This is a genomic window from Hyphomicrobium denitrificans ATCC 51888, from assembly GCF_000143145.1.
Classification (GTDB): Bacteria; Pseudomonadota; Alphaproteobacteria; order Rhizobiales; family Hyphomicrobiaceae; genus Hyphomicrobium_B; species Hyphomicrobium_B denitrificans.
The window spans coordinates 1,589,693-1,604,623 of record NC_014313.1; the positions used below are offsets into that span (position 1 = coordinate 1,589,693).

General features: G+C 56.8%; 21 protein-coding genes. 18 read left to right on the plus strand and 3 right to left on the minus strand.

Features of this window, described 5'->3' with window-relative positions:
* Positions 1 to 177: 177 nt before the first annotated feature.
* On the plus strand, positions 178 to 801 hold the full coding sequence (locus tag HDEN_RS07625; protein ID WP_013214177.1) for a hypothetical protein: 624 nt from the start codon (positions 178 to 180) through the stop codon (positions 799 to 801).
* A gap of 80 nt (positions 802 to 881) precedes the next feature.
* Here the strand turns inward: HDEN_RS07625 and HDEN_RS07630 are convergent, their stop codons facing one another.
* Together HDEN_RS07630 and HDEN_RS07635 are read right to left on the minus strand one after the other, a co-directional pair.
* Complete coding sequence (locus tag HDEN_RS07630; protein WP_150103156.1) at positions 882 to 1,256, minus strand: helix-turn-helix domain-containing protein; 375 nt, start codon at positions 1,254 to 1,256, stop codon at positions 882 to 884.
* Positions 1,257 to 1,456: 200 nt separating this feature from the next.
* Positions 1,457 to 1,735, minus strand: coding sequence for a hypothetical protein (locus tag HDEN_RS07635; protein WP_013214179.1), 279 nt, complete (start codon positions 1,733 to 1,735; stop codon positions 1,457 to 1,459).
* 352 nt (positions 1,736 to 2,087) lie between these two features.
* Between HDEN_RS07635 and HDEN_RS07640 the strand changes: the two genes are divergently transcribed.
* From HDEN_RS07640 to HDEN_RS07675, 9 genes are all read left to right on the plus strand, one after another.
* Positions 2,088 to 2,435 carry a hypothetical protein gene (locus HDEN_RS07640; RefSeq protein WP_013214180.1) on the plus strand — a complete coding sequence of 116 codons (348 nt, stop codon included), beginning with the start codon at positions 2,088 to 2,090 and terminating at the stop codon, positions 2,433 to 2,435.
* A gap of 68 nt (positions 2,436 to 2,503) precedes the next feature.
* Positions 2,504 to 3,466: a hypothetical protein gene (locus tag HDEN_RS07645; RefSeq protein ID WP_013215556.1), complete on the plus strand. Its 963-nt coding sequence runs from the start codon at positions 2,504 to 2,506 to the stop codon at positions 3,464 to 3,466.
* Positions 3,467 to 3,586: 120 nt separating this feature from the next.
* The gene (locus HDEN_RS07650) at positions 3,587 to 3,901 is read left to right on the plus strand and encodes a hypothetical protein (protein ID WP_150103222.1); all 315 of its coding nucleotides are present in this window, start codon (positions 3,587 to 3,589) and stop codon (positions 3,899 to 3,901) included.
* Positions 3,898 to 4,125 (plus strand): hypothetical protein, encoded by a 228-nt coding sequence (locus HDEN_RS07655; RefSeq protein ID WP_013214183.1) that lies wholly within the window; start codon positions 3,898 to 3,900, stop codon positions 4,123 to 4,125. Before HDEN_RS07650 ends, HDEN_RS07655 begins: the two co-directional genes overlap by 4 nt.
* Positions 4,126 to 4,462: 337 nt before the next feature.
* Positions 4,463 to 4,669 carry a hypothetical protein gene (locus HDEN_RS17945; protein ID WP_013214184.1) on the plus strand — a complete coding sequence of 69 codons (207 nt, stop codon included), beginning with the start codon at positions 4,463 to 4,465 and terminating at the stop codon, positions 4,667 to 4,669.
* Between the two features lie 100 nt (positions 4,670 to 4,769).
* Positions 4,770 to 4,910, plus strand: coding sequence for a hypothetical protein (locus HDEN_RS18325; protein WP_013214185.1), 141 nt, complete (start codon positions 4,770 to 4,772; stop codon positions 4,908 to 4,910).
* A complete protein-coding gene (locus HDEN_RS17950) occupies positions 4,907 to 5,257 on the plus strand; it encodes a hypothetical protein (RefSeq protein WP_013214186.1) in 351 nt (116 codons plus the stop codon). Before HDEN_RS18325 ends, HDEN_RS17950 begins: the two co-directional genes overlap by 4 nt.
* Positions 5,254 to 5,808: a transcription termination/antitermination NusG family protein gene (locus tag HDEN_RS07670; protein ID WP_013214187.1), complete on the plus strand. Its 555-nt coding sequence runs from the start codon at positions 5,254 to 5,256 to the stop codon at positions 5,806 to 5,808. The genes HDEN_RS17950 and HDEN_RS07670 overlap by 4 nt, the downstream gene beginning before the upstream one ends.
* Positions 5,809 to 5,946: 138 nt before the next feature.
* Positions 5,947 to 6,252: a hypothetical protein gene (locus HDEN_RS07675; protein ID WP_013214189.1), complete on the plus strand. Its 306-nt coding sequence runs from the start codon at positions 5,947 to 5,949 to the stop codon at positions 6,250 to 6,252.
* A gap of 27 nt (positions 6,253 to 6,279) precedes the next feature.
* Here the strand turns inward: HDEN_RS07675 and HDEN_RS07680 are convergent, their stop codons facing one another.
* The gene (locus tag HDEN_RS07680) at positions 6,280 to 7,317 is read right to left on the minus strand and encodes a hypothetical protein (RefSeq protein WP_013214190.1); all 1,038 of its coding nucleotides are present in this window, start codon (positions 7,315 to 7,317) and stop codon (positions 6,280 to 6,282) included.
* A gap of 681 nt (positions 7,318 to 7,998) precedes the next feature.
* Between HDEN_RS07680 and HDEN_RS18630 the strand changes: the two genes are divergently transcribed.
* From HDEN_RS18630 to HDEN_RS18455, 8 genes are all read left to right on the plus strand, one after another.
* Complete coding sequence (locus HDEN_RS18630; protein WP_425337344.1) at positions 7,999 to 8,454, plus strand: HNH endonuclease signature motif containing protein; 456 nt, start codon at positions 7,999 to 8,001, stop codon at positions 8,452 to 8,454.
* Between the two features lie 609 nt (positions 8,455 to 9,063).
* Positions 9,064 to 9,672 carry a sce7726 family protein gene (locus tag HDEN_RS07700; protein ID WP_049775114.1) on the plus strand — a complete coding sequence of 203 codons (609 nt, stop codon included), beginning with the start codon at positions 9,064 to 9,066 and terminating at the stop codon, positions 9,670 to 9,672.
* A 35-nt stretch (positions 9,673 to 9,707) separates the two neighbouring features.
* Positions 9,708 to 11,033, plus strand: a complete 1,326-nt coding sequence (locus HDEN_RS17960) for a hypothetical protein (RefSeq protein WP_013215558.1) — start codon at positions 9,708 to 9,710, stop codon at positions 11,031 to 11,033.
* Positions 11,033 to 12,763: a pectate lyase family protein gene (locus HDEN_RS07710; protein ID WP_013215559.1), complete on the plus strand. Its 1,731-nt coding sequence runs from the start codon at positions 11,033 to 11,035 to the stop codon at positions 12,761 to 12,763. The genes HDEN_RS17960 and HDEN_RS07710 overlap by 1 nt, the downstream gene beginning before the upstream one ends.
* Positions 12,764 to 12,766: 3 nt before the next feature.
* Positions 12,767 to 12,958: a hypothetical protein gene (locus tag HDEN_RS07715; protein WP_013214198.1), complete on the plus strand. Its 192-nt coding sequence runs from the start codon at positions 12,767 to 12,769 to the stop codon at positions 12,956 to 12,958.
* Entirely contained in the window at positions 12,959 to 13,297 is a 339-nt protein-coding gene (locus tag HDEN_RS07720) for a hypothetical protein (RefSeq protein ID WP_013214199.1), read from the plus strand.
* On the plus strand, positions 13,294 to 13,701 hold the full coding sequence (locus tag HDEN_RS07725) for a terminase small subunit (protein WP_013214200.1): 408 nt from the start codon (positions 13,294 to 13,296) through the stop codon (positions 13,699 to 13,701). The genes HDEN_RS07720 and HDEN_RS07725 overlap by 4 nt, the downstream gene beginning before the upstream one ends.
* An 88-nt stretch (positions 13,702 to 13,789) precedes the next feature.
* A complete protein-coding gene (locus tag HDEN_RS18455) occupies positions 13,790 to 14,752 on the plus strand; it encodes a hypothetical protein (protein WP_245256751.1) in 963 nt (320 codons plus the stop codon).
* The last annotated feature ends 179 nt before the right edge of the window (positions 14,753 to 14,931 follow it).

The following is a 14,931-nucleotide window of genomic DNA, read 5'->3' on the forward strand; positions in this document are numbered from 1 at the left end:
GATGGAGACGGGATGGTCTGTCGCTCGTTGATGTGAGTAACTTAGACTTACTTTTCTCTGCGCGTCAACATAAAAAAGTAAGATAGAATTACGCGCATGGGCCGAAGTCTGTCACAATTCGAGCGATTGTTGTATGGTGCCAATTACTTGCGCTTATCGATCGTAGTGGGGGATGGCATGGGAAACGATCGCGAGATCGACGACGAGACAGCAGCGTTGCTCACCTACTTGGCCACGCCAGATGGCATGGAGATTCTGAAAGGCGGGATGTCAGCCGTTGTTTCTGGGGTCCTGATTATCGGCGCATGCTTGCTGTGGTGGCCGGAAAGCGAAATCGCTCAGGGAGTAGTGCCGATTGCTGGTGCGCTAACGGTTTTCGGTCTTCTTAGCGCGATGCGCGGCGCCTATTTTCTGTATCGAGACGGCCTCAGTGTTCCTCCGCCGGAACTCGCGTGGGTGACGCACGATCTAGCGCCAGAAGACCCGCGCGCGAGAATAATTGCGGAACGTATGGCGCGCGAAGCCGAAAAGTGTGCCGCTCGTCGGGCGCTTCCGTTCTGGCGACGAGCGATCGACGGCATTGTTTGGGTGTGGAAGTTGGCGGGCACCGCCCTGAGAGCGCTGATATCTCTAGCTCTGATGGGCCTTATCGCAATCATAGCGATCTGGGTAAGCTATTGGATCTTTGACCGCGCCACCGGGGATTATGGGTTATTGGCCGGCATTCTCATCGCCTGCCCATTTTGGCTGGTGACGTGGAGCGTTGCGTGTGTGCTCTGGAAAGCTATTCTTTCTGATTGAATAGTTCGGATCGGTCTAGCGCGCTCGCTTCTTGAGCGGCATCAAGCACCCACCGGAACCAATCGGGGCCGTAGATGGTTTCACGCGGCCTTTGATTCCCCACCCGAACTCTCGCTGGATGATCTTTTTTTTATAGCCAAAGGAAGAAGGTCATTTGGCTCAACATTCAGCAGCTTACAGATGCGTGTAAGCGTGTAGACGTCGGGCATATGCGTTCCTCGCTCCCATGAGCGATAGGTGTGCTCCTCGATATTGAGCACTCGCGAAAACTCGTTTGCAAAGCGGAAGCCAGCCTCCTTTCGGGCGAGCTTCAATCTCTTGGCCAACGCCTTCTTCACCTGATCTTCGAGCCTTTCCATAGCGGGTAATTCTGCCTTACCCGCGGACTTATGCACGTCAAGCAAACTGACGAGCGCAGAGGTCTTGACCATAGCGAATGAAAAAAGTAAGGTCAAGTTACGCGGACGCCTTTCATACCATGAGCGGGGGACAATGATTCCGCCATGCAACCGTCAGTGTGCATCGCAAAACGATAGGACGTGCACTGCATGATCATCGAAGTCCCTAAGCGCAGAGCGGAGGCGAGAGTCGCATGAACAATGCTGCTGCATTACGAGCTCTTCAGGAGATGCCTCAGGTTTGCAACGTCGACGCATCACGGATCGTCCGTCTTATGGACGATGGAGGCGATGATTTGTGTCGCAAATCCGCTGGCGGCTTCCTGCGCAAATTTATTCCATTCGTCGGGAACTTTTGGCCATGGCGGCCCTACGTTGATGTCGTTGACAACGGCGGTTTCAAACGAGGCGAGACGCCGTCGGAAGGTATCGCGATCCTCGCTCCAAAGAAATCTTGTAACCAAGATTTTGATCATTGAACCGAAAGCAACGTCGGCCGCGCGTTCTGTTAGTCGGCCTCTGATCTCATCGTCCATGTCGGTCCCTCCTGTTGAGGGCCTGACCCTACCACGAGTCCTAGTCTCAGTTGCGTAAGCGTACACCCGGCGCAAAGCCGCTGGGCGGTCGCGTATTGCCAAGGTGATCCGTTCCGAAAGGGCGGTAGGCGCTTATCTCCCGCCGAGACACCTAACGCACGCCCCACGCGACCGCCTTGCCGTTTGCGTTTCCGCTCGCACCGCTTTCCTGGGGGTGATGCCGTGCATCCTACTAACTGAGAGAGATCTGATCGGAGGTGTGAGCGGCCCCAAAATTGGGGGGACACCTATGTCCGCAAATCAGATCGTCACGGCACTTTTCTACGCAGAAGCAACAGAAGGACGAAACAGAATGCTGACAGTGAAATACATCGAACCGGATGGCCCGGAAAGAGTCTTCGCCATCAAGGAAATTGAGTTCCTCGAAAATCGCTTACTGTGCCAATCCTTAGTAACCGAGATCGGGCGTGTTCCCTCAAAGGGACGCCTACGTTTCATCTACGCGGACGGTTCCGACTATTACGTTTACGGCGGCACCGTTTGCGCGATGAATGAGAACGGCAAGACGGTCGCGAAGTACGATCTCGGCGGCGAGAAGCACCATGCTGAATGCACGGTCACGTACAGCGATTTGAAAAGCGCGGGCGCAGCAATCTTGGGCAACGCCGATCCGCAGCTCCGAGGCGGCATTCCACTTTGAAAACAAAAGAGCTGGCTCCGGGGGATTGGAGCCAGCTCTGACGCTAAAGTTTTGGGGGTACAAAACCGATGACACCAACAGACGCAACACCGAACGCTGTCACCGAAGATAACGTCGGTGATTTGAATGGCGAAAACAAGACGCGGTGGTTCTCAACGTCCGTCGAAATCTTCGATCGTCCGGTCTTGAATGTTGGCCCCTTCGACCGCCGCTCAGCTTGGCAATGGCTGATAGCCAATGCCGCTTGGAAGACAAAACGCGTCAATCACAAGGGCAAGATGATCGATCTCGATCGCGGGCAGGTTCTCATCGGCCGCGCATTCTTGGCCGAGACGTGGGGATGGTCGGAGCAAACCGTCAGAACCTTCGTCAAAATTCTCGTGGCCGAGAACATGCTGGAAATCAACCAGAGTGGCGGTCACTTCGCGAACATCGCAACGATATGTAATTACGACAAATATCAAGCGCGTCAACCAGAGCGCAACCAGTCAACCAACCAGAGCGCAACCAGTGTCCAACCAGTGTCCAACCAGACTCTTACAAGGAATACAAATACTACAACTACCCAAGTAGCTTCTTCCCTACCAGAACCCGCGCGCGATGACGCCACGCCACGCTGCGAGGATTTGAAAGTTTTTTACGATCGGCTTTGCGACGCCGCCAGCGCCTGCCTCGACAACCCTGCAAACTGCCAAGGCCTGATCAACACAATGATCCCGCAAACGTGGATCAACTCGGGCTGCGATCTCGAACTCGACATCCTGCCGGCGTTGCGCGCCAAGGCCGCGACGCACAAGGGGCGGCGGGTGTGGAGCTGGGATTATTTCACCAACGCCGTTGCTGACGCGCGTGTGAAGCGCCTAGCGGCATCCAAGCGCATTGCGACGGCCACGGTTCCTTCCGGCGCCAAATCAGCCACCGGGCGAGCGCCAACAGCATCGCCTCGCCTGCTGCATCTCAACGACGAAAGCTGGAAGGAGCAGATCGCCAACGAGATGGTTGAACAGGGGCTCGCCAATGTCATCAACTAGATCGATTTTCGATTGCCGCACAGCCGACGAAGCCCTTGAGTTCATGAACATTGCCGAGTACCGCGCGCGATGCTCGTCAACGCCATGCGAAGAAACGAGCGGACGGGAAAGCTAGAGCCGGTGGGTTGGGAATTCTCCGATCGCTTCCTGCCGCATCCATGGGTACGCGAAGCGATTTCAGAAGGATGGGGCAAGGAACTTCGCAGCCATCTGATCCTGACAGTTAAGAACCGTATCTGCCACGGCAAGCCTTACGACAACATCGACGAACTGATGCCGCCCCGAGAATGGGTCGCGTACGCGAAGCAGCAGGCAGAGCGCTATCGGAAGGCTGCTGAGTGGCGGAATGCGAACGTCCGAACCGGCGATATGTCGGGATGGCTGGCGAAGCTCATGGAGAGCAACCGCCGTAGCAGCGAGGAGGAAGCAGCATGAGAATTACGTTTTCAGAAGACAGTGCGTTAGCTGCGGCGTTCGGTATGGTCGCTCAAATAGTCAAGGAAACATCCGACGATAGTGAGAAAACGCGGCTCTTCAATATCCTCATTGGGTGCCACAATGACTTTGCTGAGACGCTGAAAGCTGCTGGCTTCGATCTAGGCGCTAGGGATCAGATCTTGGACTTTATCATTCGGGAGGCCCGCCGTGCCCAAAACTAGAGACATAAGCGATGTCCCAAACTGGGATATGGAGAGATGCGACACGTGTCGGTTTTGGGATCGCGAGCACGCCCAAGAAGAGTTCGATAAAGGACAATGCAGACGCCACGCGCCGAGAGCGGTTTTTCGAGTTTTTGTTGAGCGCTCGCATGTGCCGATTGAGATGCCGGTGTCGCCTGAATCGCAGAAGAAGCGAGATATTTTAGGAGTATGGCCGCATTGGTGCGCGGGGCCATGACATTGATATGAAGCCATCACATTCATTAGCTGAATGGCCGACAACTTTTATGGACGACGGGTGCGGAGAGCATGCCCCTAAGATTTTGGGGAAGAAATAATGCCCGGCTCCCTATGGAAATGGCTGCAAATATATCGCGATCACACCGCTAAGTTAGGCGGTGTGCGCTTGACCGACGGCGATCTTGAATTTCTGGAAGAGCATGTCGATGAAGATCCGCCAGAGAAGCGGCTCGGCATCGGCTGTCCTATCAAAGCAGCGGAAAGAGACATCTTATATCAGTGGATAGATGGACCGGCACAATAGGAGCAAGGCGGCGTGACGATTGGAGATTTCATGGCAGCACATCCGCTTTGGACGACGCTGTGGATAGTCTGCATATGCGTAGCGGCAGGACGTTGAAGAGATGACCGGCAAAACCCTTCGCGGCTACCGCATCACGAAGTCCGGAAAGGTTGAGAAGATATCCGGATACGGGCTCAACACATCTGCGAAGATCAAGCAGAAGAAGTCGAAGAAAACGAAACCGATAAGGAGGGTGCCATGAGCGTTTCGGAAGCCCTGAGAAACCAATTCACAGGTGTGCGTGAGATCGTCGATGCGAAGCCCATAAAGCCAAGATTTTGCATCGACTGCGGACGCCGCGTGCATTCGCTCAGGAGCATCCGATGTAACGCATGCGCTATTCAAATCAAAGAAGAGCGGGACCGCGCATCAGCAGCAAAGTCAGCAGCGGCAAAGTCAGCGATACGCGCTGAAGCGAATGCAATGATTTTGGCGGAACTTATCGGAATTTCATTCGATGAGCACAGCGAAGGCCTGATCAAAGCCGGGTATTCCATAAAGTGTTTCTACCAATCGCCGGAAATGGCCGTGAAGAGGAACACGCCTTGACCTGGTACGCCATACGCACCAATCCACAACGTGAATTCCTGCTCGCTGGCCGTTATGACGAGAACGGGGAATGGCGCCCCGGCGTGCTCGAGAAAAAGGGCTACGACCAAGTATTCTGCCCGACGGAAACGAAGTTCCGGAAGACGATCAAGAAGGGCCGCCGCGTCTCGATCCCCGTCCTCTATCCCATGTTTTGCGGCTACATTTTTGTCGGAGGGCGGTTCTCATGGCTCGAGCTGATGGCAGAGAACTACATCACCGCTGCTGTTGGTTTTCCAGATGAGTTCGGTAGGCGCCGGCCTGCACCGATCTCTGACTATGAAATGGCGAAGCTCAGAGAGATGTCAGGAGGGCTTATCCCGCACCGACGGTCGGTGAACACTCACCGCGCTTTCCGAGTTGGTGAGATGGCGGCAATCGCTGCGGGTCCGTTCGCGCATCAGGTTGCGCAGATTGCCGGCCTACACGGGACAAAGGCGCGGGTGTTTCTGAATCTTTTCAATGGAACGAGAGAGGTTGAAGTCGACCTTGATATGCTGGACGTGGCATGATCAAAATTGCCACCATAATCTATTGGTGCATCGATCACGGCATCGGTGACCTGATCTTTTGGCCTCTACTTCTGACGTTCTGCGGCTTCCTGATTTGGCTCGCGGAAGACAGCCCGCCTCAAAAGGTAAAACACGAGGATGAATCCTGACAAGCCACCCGAGAAATACGCAGCACGTCTGGCAGCAGATCAGGAACGATTTCGAAAGCAGCAAAACGCCCGCACGCAGGCTCTTGGCGTCACGATAGACTGGACGCTCCGCTGGGATAGAGCTTCGGGTTGCCGACAATGGCAGTGGGAAGATCGAACAAACACGAAAACTCCGGTCTATGCATCGTGGACGGCGGATGTCCAAGACAACGGCGATATCGTCGTGACGCGAACGGAATACGGGTATCTTCCGGCTGCAAATGAAAAGGGCGACCCCGAAGAGCCGCCCCTCTGAATTATATCAAGTAGAAGCTATAATTGCCTAAGCCCTGAGAGCGATCCTCAGTTGCTTCCCGTGACGCGTCACCTCCAGCAGGTCTTCGACCTCTTGCCGACGCCGGGTTGCAGCCCCTTCATCGATGCCGAGCAACTCAGCCAGTTGCCTGTGACTTGTGACGGATCCTCCGTTGCCTCGCAGAGCTTTGACGACGGGATGGTTTCGAAAGTCGATGACCTCTTTCGGGAACGGCTTGCGACGCTTGCCTTTCGGAGGTTCGGGCGGTTCCGGCAACTCAACTGAACTGGGGAACGAGGTTTGAAGCGTGTCGGCAACTGAGGCAAACGACTTGATCTGACTCGGCAATTGATCGTTTGCGGCAACTAAAACCGGACGCTTGCTTTGCCGGAACGCGAATCCGAGCGAGACGATTGCTCCGACTTCGAAGAACAGGGTGGTCAAGAAGGGCACCAGCAACGTCAGGACGGCAACGATCTGGGGCTTTGAAGCGGGGACAGGGAACAGCCGCACGATGTCGGCCATCGCTTCCGCCTTGGCATTGACGGGCTTCTGTGGGCCCAGGGCGGCGATTTCCGCCTCGAGCTGTAGGATGACGACCGTGATGTCTTTCGAGTTCTGCTTCCAGTCCTTGCAGCGCTGGCCGCAACGCTGCCCGGTCATCTCCCGATCCGCAGCACGGTCGGCATAGTCGCGCCGGGCTCGAGCCGCTTTCAGGTCTTCGGTCTTGTCAGCAATCTTCGTGTTGTTGTCTTCGACCGAGAGTGTGGTGGTGCCAGCGGTTTCAACCTGACGGCCAACGGAGGAATACACGACAAGACCGGTTCCCGACAGAAACAGCACGAGGAAGCCGAGAGTTGCGAACAGATGGCGGGCGCGCGCGGCGTCGACCATGAGATGCCCGGCCGCGATCGTACCGAAGACGGTCAGAATCGTGAGCCATTGCGACGAAGCCCATTCGAGCGGCCTCGTCAGGTCTTTGTCGAGCAGGATGGTCAACCCGCCAGCCGCAAAAGCGCAGCCGGCGATGATTGCGAGTGCCCGCCCCTTGAGAGAGGTGCTCATTTGCCGATGCTCCCCTCGATCATCGTTTCGACGAAGAGGCTCAGAACAACGACCGCGCCTAAAATAAGAACCGGTGATGCCGTGACGAAGACTAATAGGAGTGATAGTCCAGACATTGGGTTTCAATCCTTCTTGCTAAGGTTGAGATCAAGAGCCCTGCCGCGGTGTCAGCCGGTTGCGGGGCTCGATTGATAGAATACGCAATGATTGCGCTTTTCGTCAATAGCGAATCAACAAAGATTGCGTATTTTTTGCTTGAAATAGCCGGGTTTGATGCTAAAGGTTGCGTATTGGCAACGCAGAGCGGATCGCCCCTCAATGACCCCGGCCGAATACCGTGAAGCCGTGAAGGCGCTGAAATACACACAGACCGAATTTGCGGAACTGTTGGGGGCGAAACCCCGCACCGGCCAATATTGGGCAAGTGTCGCGGTACCGGGACCCGTTGCGCTGATTATCAAGTTAGTCCGGGTGCGGCCGGAGCTTCTTGGTGTGATAGAGGACCTAACGGGGAGAAAGCGCAAATGAAATTGGTGGGTGAACTCACGCAGCAGCAACTCAAGAGCGTGATCAAATACATCCCGGTTTGCGGGCTTTTCCTGTGGACGGAGAACTACCCCGGAAAGAGGCGGGGGACGGTGGTCTGTTCACCGACGACGGGGCAAATATACGTACATTTCCATTTACGGAAAGAGATACCCAGCCCATCGCCTAGCGTGGCTCTACATCTATGGGGAATGGCCACCAGATCAGATCGATCACATCGACGGCGAACCCTCCAACAACCGCCTGGATAACCTCCGGCTTGCTACAAACTCGGAGAACCAACAGAACAGAAAAATCGCGTCCAATAATACGTCTGGCGCGAAGGGCGTCTGTAAGATCGGAAACAGATTCAAAGCGCATATAGGCGTCCGGGGAAAGGTGAAGAACCTCGGGACCTATGGCACGTTCAATGAGGCAGCTGATGCCTATAAAACGGCGGCCGCGCAATATTTCGGCGAATTCGCCCGCCCGGAAGTTGGCGAATACAAGCCGCCTTCGATTAAGAGGAAAGTGATATCGGCTGAGCTACCAAAGCGAACTGTGGATGCCATGTCACGCATGTGCGGCGTGCGCCGCGGTCCTCTGGGATAGGCCTTGACGCACAAGGCAAATCACTCCACCGCTCTTGCTAGATTCTAGCGTGGCGTATCGGCTTTTTCTGTTTCTTGTCGGCCGACCGCGAGCTTAACAAAGCCCAGTATCGCAAGGCCAGGCTCGCATTTCCAACGGTGGTACCCGCAATCCGGGCCGCCGAATCCGGAAATGCGAGCAAAACGACCCCCAAACAATCCTGAAATCCCCGTCGCCGTGACTGTCTCCTGACCCGGGATTGTCACGACACATGCTCTGGCACCCGATCCAATGCCATGGATGCGCGGCGGCGGGGCTTGCTGTTGAAATTGACTCGCTGCCCATTGGCTGAGCCCTCCATCTTGTAGTACGGAAACGGGACGGGCGGCGATTTGCGCCCGTCCCTTTGCCCTATTGGGTGCCCGCGAGGGCGGGTTTATGGTTTGGCCGTCATTCTCACCTCCGCTTGAAGCTGCTGGGATGGGATGGTGCGCTAGTTGGGCCCGTAACAGGGCTCACCAGAGGCGACTTGGGAATCCAACCTCCCTTGTCGCCTTTTGCTTATGGCCAAGCACAGATCAGACGGCAATCGACGCCTTAGACTATCTCTGGGGGGTGGGATCAATAATTATGCGCGATAGCGATGTGCGCGAGGCGCTTCGTGCGCGATTGGGGGCCGAGCACGCTGGCGCTTCGGATACGCGTCTCGTTGAAGAGATGGGCATTTGGTCTGGCACCGTACGCATTGATGTTGCCGTTATAAACGGTGAGCTAAGCGGCTACGAACTGAAGAGCGACAGCGATACCTTAGAGCGACTTCCCGCTCAGGCCGACATTTACGGCAAGGTTTTCGACCGCATGACCCTCGTTGTCGGTAGTAAGCACGCAAAGAAAGCGCTCAAGATTATTCCCAAGTGGTGGGGATGTTTGGAAGCGCGGGTATCCGACAACCGTCTTGTGTTGAAGCACAAACGAAAAGCTCGGATTAATCCAGGCCGGGACGCTAAGATCATCGCGCAGCTTCTTTGGAAAGAAGAAGCATTAGCGATTCTTGACTTTCACGGGCTCGCAGGCGGGTGGCGCTCCCGCCGCTCTGCCGAGATTTTGGAGCGTCTTGTGGAGCGGATACCATTTGCTTCACTCACGGCGCATGTTCGCGCCGCGCTCAAGGCAAGGCCGTCGTTAGGGCAACGTGTGGCGTGTGATCTCAATATGCCGATTGAGGCGTCAGAAACCTAAATCGTAAATTCACCTCCTACCCGCAGGAGATTCCCATGAGCACCATTCCCGCGCCCGCCCGCCGGGGCCTGATCCCGGCTGTCTCGGGTCTGTTTTCAGCAGTCTCGCGCCCTGCTTCCCGGATCAACCTCGATCGCATCGCCATTGGCCTCGTCTTCTTCGCTGGCGTCGTCACGATCCTGAAGAAGAACGGCGTCGACGTTCCGAGCTTCATGGTGCTGTTCGGCTGCTCGCTCGGCATCGCCGGCCTGCTCTACGAGATGAGCGCCTCCCGATCGATGATGCGGGCCTTTTGGGAAGCCAAGCCGTTCTCGATGTTCTGCAACCTCACCATCTGGGTTGCGGCGTTCTCGTTCTCGATCTTCAACTGGATCGGCGCCGCGGCGGAAGGGCAGGCTGAGAAGACGAACATTCAGAAGGCGGCCTTCGTGCACTCGGCGGATGCGCGCACGCGTCTCGACATGGCTCAGGACGCCTTGAAGAAGGCCCGCAACGCCGCCCAGGAAAAGCACAATGCCGCCTGGGAGACGATCCCTGTCGTCGATGGGCAGAAGATCACCGACCGGGGGCAGGCCGAAGCGGCAATCGCCAAGGTCAAGTCGAACACCCGCTACTGGAACCTGACGAACGAGTGCCAGACGACTAAAGGCCCTCAGACGCGGAAGTTCTGCGCCGACTACAACGATGCGAAGGCCGCTCTTTCGTGGGCTGATACCCACCCGGCTCTGATCGAGGCGGCTAACGCAGCAGACCAGGACGTGAAGCGTCTCGAGCAGGAAGTCGTCATCGCCCGCAGCGAAGCGTCGAGCACGAAGGTCGTGACCTCTGAGGATCGCGCCGACCTGTTCATGCTGACGGACTGGGGCGGCATGAGCGAGTCCCGCGCGCAGCAGTTGACGGGCCTGATCTCGGTTCTCGTCATCTCGGTGTTCATCTCGTTCGGATCGATGCGCGATGAAGCGGCACGCCTGACGGCGGAAGGACCGCGCCGGAAATGGTCTTTCCTGTCGCGCACCTATCGTTGGGCTTATCGCAAGGTCTGGGGCCAGGAGCCCGATAACACGACCTACGTGACGAACTACCTTGATCCGCGTGGGGCGGAAGCGCTAGCGGCAGTAGAACGAGATCGGGAGCGCATTGTCCATGCCGCGCGCGCGGCTCAAGCCCGTCTCAATCCGCAGGGGAGCGTTCGCATGAACATTCAGAACATGGACTTCATGCAGATCGTTCACTTGGCCGGGCGCGTCGTGTGCGCGCTCGGCTTGGCGATGTTCTTTTTCAACATCAATCTCGGCATTCAGGCGTTCGCGCATCCCGGGATTGAGGTTGCGGCTGCCGGCTGGATTATGAAAAGCCTCTGATGGTGATCTCGCTCAAGCATAAGTTCGAGAGCACAGTCCCTGACCAGCCAAAACCGGGACTTGTTCGTCCTTCCAATTGGAATGACGAGCATGACCTCAAGATGTCAGGATCGCGCATTCTCGGTCGCAAGGATGGGGACGTTGGAACTGCGCAAGAGCTGACGGGCGCCGACGTAGCGGAGATGCTTGACGGTCAATTCGCGACGACTGCCCAGGGTGAGAAGGCTGATACCGCCGTCCAGCCCGAAGACACAATCGCGCCCGGGAAGGTCTCTCCTTCAAGCCTCGATTCCAGCAAAGCTGCCGAATTTCGCTCCGTCATCAAGGTCAGTGATACCTACGTCAACGTAAAGGACCATTTCGGCGTTAAGGGCGGTAACGATGCCGGGGACTGGGCGAAAATCCAGGCGGCACTTGATGCTGAGCCGAAAGGCGACATTCTCTATTTTCCGGCCGACAGCTATGTCGGCACGGTGCCGCTCGTCATGTCGAAGCACAAATCGCTGAAGCTCGACCCGAACGCCGTATTGACGTTGAGCAGCGCCGTTTCCTCCGATGATCTCTTGCGCATCGCGGTAACAAATCCCGCGTCCAGCGACGTGCGCAACATGATCATCGAGGGCGGCACTTGGATTGCGGACGCCCGCGCCAACTGCGCGATCAACGTCAACCCGGCCAACTCCACGCCGGGCCAGAACCCGCATTTCGAAACGCATATTCGCAATGGGATGATCACTGGCGGCCTCTGTGGCATTCGCATCGGCGGCGCAACACCGGCAGGCGACACCAATTTCAACACGATCGAAGGCTGCAATATCTCCATTCAAAGTTCGGGCGGCCTTGCCATCAACCTAGACGGCTGCGCCGACGGGCACCGCATTCTGAACAACCTGATGTTCGGACCCGGGACTGGCGTTCGCCTCAACCTCGTGCTCGGGGCGTATAAGACGCTGATCTCCGGCAACTGCATCGTGACGCGCGACGGTGCGCTGCTGGTCACGAACGGGTCGAACTGGAGCTTCGAGAGCAACCAGGTCGAGCAGCACGGCGGCACGAATTTGCTAGGTCAGCACATTCAGGTCCAGGGTCTCGCTTACCCGGCGAAGCATTGGCGGATCGTCGCCAACAATTTCGGCGGCGGCAGTGACGTAAACTATTCAATTTGGCTGATGAATTCTATCGCAGGTTTGATCGATGAAAATCAAATGCAGCTCTGCGCTATCGCGGACGTTGGTCTGGTCGATGGCGGTGACGGGTATGCACCAAGATACAACACGATTGGAGCGCGTAACACGTTCCGCGGCGCGCGCTCGATCCGGAGCGATCAGACTGACGCCAGCCGCCGCATGATCCTTGACGTAAGCCCAGGTATCAACAAAGACAAAGGCATTTGGCGCAGCGCTTCCGGACTGACGTACTCGAACAGTTGGGCGCAGAGCAATCTGCGACGCATGGTCGACGAGCACGGCATCCTTCATTGGGAAGGCGCGCTGAGCGGCGGAACGACATCGGCAGATACCGTCATTCTTGCAGCTGGCCAGTTGCCGGCCTGTGAACGCCCCATCGATACGACCGTGCGCGCACCGGTCGGAACTGCCAGCGGTGTTGGCCAGATTGAGTTCGGGACCGATGGCGGGCTGATCGTCAGATCGTTGCCCGCGGCAAGTCCTGTGCTGAGCGGAGTCAGCTACCCAGTCAAATGGTGGGATACGTACGAGGCGACGCCGTAACAAATGGCAGACAACACGGCCTTTCAGCCAGACGCCTTCCAGTTCGACGCCTTCCAGATCTTCGATGAAGATTTTGCTGATCTTCCTGCAAAGGTCACTGCGTCAGGCGCCGCAGTCGGGAAAGCAAAGATGAATGCGAGCCCGGTTCTGGATATCCAAGCTAGCGGCGCTCCTGGTCTCTGGAAGGTGAGATAGATGCTCGCGCCATCGAAATACTTCGTAGGGGCCGCAGTGAGGCTATCGGCTTCGTTCACCGATTCCGATGTCACGCCGTCTGATCCGGATACTGTCACCCTCAAGCTCCGGTCTCCGAGCTGCCAGTCATTCACCTACGTCTACGGCACTGATGCCAACGTCACGAGGCAATCGGCCGGCAACTATGCGGCAATCGTTACGCCCAATTGTGCCGGGCGCTGGTTCACACGCTGGGAGGGCACCGATCCTGACGGCAACGTGATTGCAATAGAGGGCAACTTCAACGTCCAGGCCTCACGCTTTGCGGGCCATGACTGTTGCTGCAGGGATTACAGATGATGCTCGACCCCGCCAGAGAGCGGTTTGTCCAAGAATATCACGCTACCGGTAATGCGTCGGAAGCCTTTCGCAGGGCAAAGCCGGCAGCGGTGAATTGGAAGGATACGACCGTTCATCCGAGGGCATCAAAGATGCTGGCTGAAGACAAGGTTCAGACAAGGCTTCATGAACTTCAGGCAGAAGCCCGCGAAAAGCACAACGTGACGATTGAAAGTCTCACGATAGAGCTCGAAGAGGCCCGCAACTTGGCAAAGCAGGAAGGCCAAGCCAGCGCCGCCGTGTCGGCAACTATGGGCAAAGCCAAGCTTCATGGGTTGGTCGTCGACAAGAACGAACTGACTGGCAAAGACGGCGCCCCGCTAGTCCCCGTGTTGAATGTCAGTCTCTCCCGAAATCAACCTTGAACTCCATCCGAAGCAAGCCTTAGCGCTTGAAACGGATGCGACAGAGGTTCTGTACGGGGGTGCTGCAGGCGGGGGAAAATCGCACCTTATGCGTGTCGCGGCAACGCTCTGGTGCTCTGCGATACCAGGATTGCAGGTCTATCTGTTCCGCCGCGTTCGCGAAGATCTGATCAAGAACCACATGGAGGGCCCGAAAGGCTTTCGCGCTATGCTGGCGCCGTGGGTTCTGTGCGGGTTCGTCCGCATTGTTGATGATGAGATTAGATTTTGGAACGGATCGAAGATCTATCTCTGCCACTGCAAGGATGAGAAGGACATCTACAAATATCAGGGCGCCGAAATACACGTCCTGCTGATCGACGAACTCACGCACTTCACCGAAAGCATGTATCGCTTTCTCCGCTCCCGCGTTCGCATGGTGGGCCTGAAGCTCCAAGAGGCTTGGAAGCGCCGCTTTCCCCGTATTCTCGCGGGCGCCAACCCTGGGAACGTCGGTCATCTCTGGGTTAAGTCGACCTTCGTTGATGGTGCCGAAAGCTATGCCGTAAGGGACATGGAGCCCGAAGACGGCGGCATGAAGCGCCAGTTCATACGCGCCGTTCTCGAAGACAACCCGTCAATGACGACGGACGACCCTGGCTACGAGCAGAAGCTGTCGGGGCTGGGGTCAAAATCACTCGTCCAGGCGATGCGATTTGGCGACTGGGATGTCATTGAAGGCGCGTTCTTCGATTGCTGGGCAACTGAACGGCACGTGATCCGGCCGTTTGCCGTGCCGGAGCTTTGGACGAAGCTGATGTCTGGCGACTGGGGATCAGCAAAGCCGTTCAGCTTCGGATGGTGGACCGTCGTAAGCGACGACTTCGAGGCCGAGACAGCATTGGGGCGCAAGATCGTTCTGCCGCCGCGGATGCCTTGTGCGTTACCGCGAATGGTACGGGATGCAGACAGGGAAGCCGAACACAGGCTTAAAGCTTACGGCGGAGCAGGTCGCTCTTGGCTTGGTCGACCGCGAGCCGACAACGGAGAAGATCGATTACCGCGTCCTTGATCCGGCAGCGTTCACAGCTGATGGCGGACCGTCGATAGCAGATCGTATGCGTGATGCAGCGAGAACGAAGACCAGGTCGTTGGTCTTCCGGCGCGCTGACAATGCGCGAGTTCCGGCTCGCGGAGCAATGGGCGGTTGGGATCAGGTTCGACAACGGATGATCGGCGACGAGGAGGGAC

What these genes read in the sequence shown, in the direction of transcription:
- HDEN_RS17960 (WP_013215558.1), top strand. Translation starts at nt 9,708, where the DNA reads ATGAGCACCATTCCCGCGCCCGCCCGCCGGGGCCTGATCCCGGCTGTC.
- HDEN_RS07725 (WP_013214200.1), top strand. Translation starts at nt 13,294, where the DNA reads ATGATGCTCGACCCCGCCAGAGAGCGGTTTGTCCAAGAATATCACGCT.
- HDEN_RS07710 (WP_013215559.1), top strand. Translation starts at nt 11,033, where the DNA reads ATGGTGATCTCGCTCAAGCATAAGTTCGAGAGCACAGTCCCTGACCAG.
- HDEN_RS07680 (WP_013214190.1), bottom strand. Translation starts at nt 7,317, where the DNA reads ATGAGCACCTCTCTCAAGGGGCGGGCACTCGCAATCATCGCCGGCTGC.
- HDEN_RS18455 (WP_245256751.1), top strand. Translation starts at nt 13,790, where the DNA reads ATGCGTGTCGCGGCAACGCTCTGGTGCTCTGCGATACCAGGATTGCAG.
- HDEN_RS07720 (WP_013214199.1), top strand. Translation starts at nt 12,959, where the DNA reads ATGCTCGCGCCATCGAAATACTTCGTAGGGGCCGCAGTGAGGCTATCG.
- HDEN_RS07655 (WP_013214183.1), top strand. Translation starts at nt 3,898, where the DNA reads ATGAGAATTACGTTTTCAGAAGACAGTGCGTTAGCTGCGGCGTTCGGT.
- HDEN_RS17945 (WP_013214184.1), top strand. Translation starts at nt 4,463, where the DNA reads ATGCCCGGCTCCCTATGGAAATGGCTGCAAATATATCGCGATCACACC.
- HDEN_RS07675 (WP_013214189.1), top strand. Translation starts at nt 5,947, where the DNA reads ATGAATCCTGACAAGCCACCCGAGAAATACGCAGCACGTCTGGCAGCA.
- HDEN_RS07640 (WP_013214180.1), top strand. Translation starts at nt 2,088, where the DNA reads ATGCTGACAGTGAAATACATCGAACCGGATGGCCCGGAAAGAGTCTTC.
- HDEN_RS07635 (WP_013214179.1), bottom strand. Translation starts at nt 1,735, where the DNA reads ATGGACGATGAGATCAGAGGCCGACTAACAGAACGCGCGGCCGACGTT.
- HDEN_RS07645 (WP_013215556.1), top strand. Translation starts at nt 2,504, where the DNA reads ATGACACCAACAGACGCAACACCGAACGCTGTCACCGAAGATAACGTC.
- HDEN_RS07700 (WP_049775114.1), top strand. Translation starts at nt 9,064, where the DNA reads ATGCGCGATAGCGATGTGCGCGAGGCGCTTCGTGCGCGATTGGGGGCC.
- HDEN_RS17950 (WP_013214186.1), top strand. Translation starts at nt 4,907, where the DNA reads ATGAGCGTTTCGGAAGCCCTGAGAAACCAATTCACAGGTGTGCGTGAG.
- HDEN_RS18325 (WP_013214185.1), top strand. Translation starts at nt 4,770, where the DNA reads ATGACCGGCAAAACCCTTCGCGGCTACCGCATCACGAAGTCCGGAAAG.
- HDEN_RS07625 (WP_013214177.1), top strand. Translation starts at nt 178, where the DNA reads ATGGGAAACGATCGCGAGATCGACGACGAGACAGCAGCGTTGCTCACC.
- HDEN_RS07715 (WP_013214198.1), top strand. Translation starts at nt 12,767, where the DNA reads ATGGCAGACAACACGGCCTTTCAGCCAGACGCCTTCCAGTTCGACGCC.